Annotated in this window: 2 protein-coding genes; both read right to left on the reverse strand. The window is 39.0% G+C overall.

Features of this window, described 5'->3' with window-relative positions:
* Nucleotides 1–140: 140 nt before the first annotated feature.
* On the reverse strand, nucleotides 141–1235 hold the full coding sequence (gene astA, locus NL42_RS18600) for an arginine N-succinyltransferase (RefSeq protein WP_461313876.1): 1095 nt from the start codon (nucleotides 1233–1235) through the stop codon (nucleotides 141–143).
* Nucleotides 1232–1943 (reverse strand): aminotransferase class III-fold pyridoxal phosphate-dependent enzyme (locus tag NL42_RS18605; RefSeq protein WP_461313877.1); only part of this gene is annotated, 712 nt, incomplete at its 5' end. The genes astA and NL42_RS18605, both read right to left, overlap by 4 nt.

Here is a 1943-nt window from a genome sequence, read left to right on the forward strand (position 1 = left end):
TTCTCTATCTCTTATAGAATAGAAGCAGGCTAATTAATTCCAGCTCAGCGAGCAAGATTGTGTTTATCCATGTACAAATCTTGCGTTAGCGATAATATAGTATTCCTTCTTAAATTTGGTGAAATGTATAGTATTTCTGCTTAATTAACAGCCATTCGCAAATGATCAGTCTCTTTTAGTTTGTTTACCGCTTTTGGATTGGAAACGTATTTAGCTTGAACGCTTAACACTCGAACTAAAGAGCCATTTTCAACATTCAATTGTTTTACTTGTTCTTGTGTTAACTGCAATATTTTTTGGTGCGGTTTGCTATACACAAGAATCGAGCGATAATTTTCATAATCATCATTGGCCACAATGTAAGCTTCATCACCTACCGCAATATTTTCAGGTTGTTCAATTTGGACTGCTACAGACTGACTTTCTTTAATCGCCCGTAAATTTTCGATATCGGCCTGCAATGTCGCCCCACCATCAAAAATATCCACATACCCCTTATAGCGCAGTCCTTCTTCAAGCAAGAGATTGTAGGCTGGTTGGGTATTTGGATGAACAATGCCAATCGCGGCTTTCGCATCGTCAGGCAACATATCAACATAGAGTGGATGTCTTGGCATTAGCTCAGCAATAAAAGCCTTTTGCCCGACTCCACTTAAATAATCGGCTTTGGTAAATTCAATATTAAAAAACTTATGACCTACCGCATTCCAAAATGGTGATTGCCCATTTGCATCGGAATAGCCGCGCATTTCAGCAACAATCGTTTCTTCGAAATATTGGCGAAATGCGGACAGAAACAAGAAACGGACTTTAGATAAAAACTTGCCATTTTTATTTAAGCGATAGTCTGGATCTAAAAATAGAGTACAAAGCTCACTACAGTTAGTATGATCATTACTCAAATACAAAGTTGGTAAAGCGTTATAAACGCTTAAAGGTTCTGACGCATGAACTTGGGTTCCTACATGAAAGTTGTACCAAGGCTCTTTTAAACCAAGTGCAACTTCAATACCGCAAACACCGACAACTTTGTTGAGTTCAGTATCTTCTAAAACAAATAAATAGACCTGATCTGCTTTTGATAATTCGCCTGCGACAGTTTTACAAGCCCGCTCAATTCGAGCAGCAAGTTTTTCCATATTGGGCTGCAAAGATGTCAAACCAAAACCCGCTTTTTGCGCCAACAGGTAAAGGTCATTAACATCTTTAGGTTCAATGTAGCGAATAATCATCATGCTGCTTGTTCATCCTTTTGAATTTCCACAAAGCGAGCAAGCGCACGTTCAAAGCGTTTTAGGCCTTCATCAATATCAGCAAATGGAATAATCAAAGACGGTGTAAAACGTATAACGTTTGGACCAGCAATCAGACTCAGTAAACCTTCTTCACCAGCAAGATTATTAATATCTTTTGCTTTACCAGAAAATTTGTCTTTTAAAGCACAGCCAATCAATAAACCTTCACCGCGAATCGTTTCAAAAATTTCATATTTTTCATTTAATTGATTTAAAGCTTTTTTATAATAATCATGACGCTCTTTAACGCCATTAAGCACTTCAGGCGTATTAATAAATTCGAATACTGCACCTGCAACTGCACTTGCTAATGGGTTACCACCGTAAGTCGTACCATGTGTACCCACTGAAAAATGCGGCGCAAACTTATCAGTTGTTAGCATTGCACCCACTGGGAAACCACCACCTAGTGCTTTTGCAGTTGTTAACACATCTGGAATAACGCCTGAGTTCATGTAGGCATAAAGTGCACCTGTACGGCCGACACCCGTTTGTACTTCATCAAAAATAAGTAAGGCACCAAACTCATCACACAGTGCACGCAAACCTTTTAAAAATTCGATGTCAGCAGGAATAACACCGCCTTCACCTTGGATCGGTTCAACAATGACTGCACATGTTTGCTCATTAATCACCGCTTTTGCAGCT

The organism is Acinetobacter sp. GN11, from assembly GCF_054823985.1.

Bases quoted from the DNA above. Each gene is read 5' to 3' on its own strand.
- astA (WP_461313876.1), bottom strand. From the start codon at position 1,235: ATGATGATTATTCGCTACATTGAACCTAAAGATGTTAATGACCTTTAC.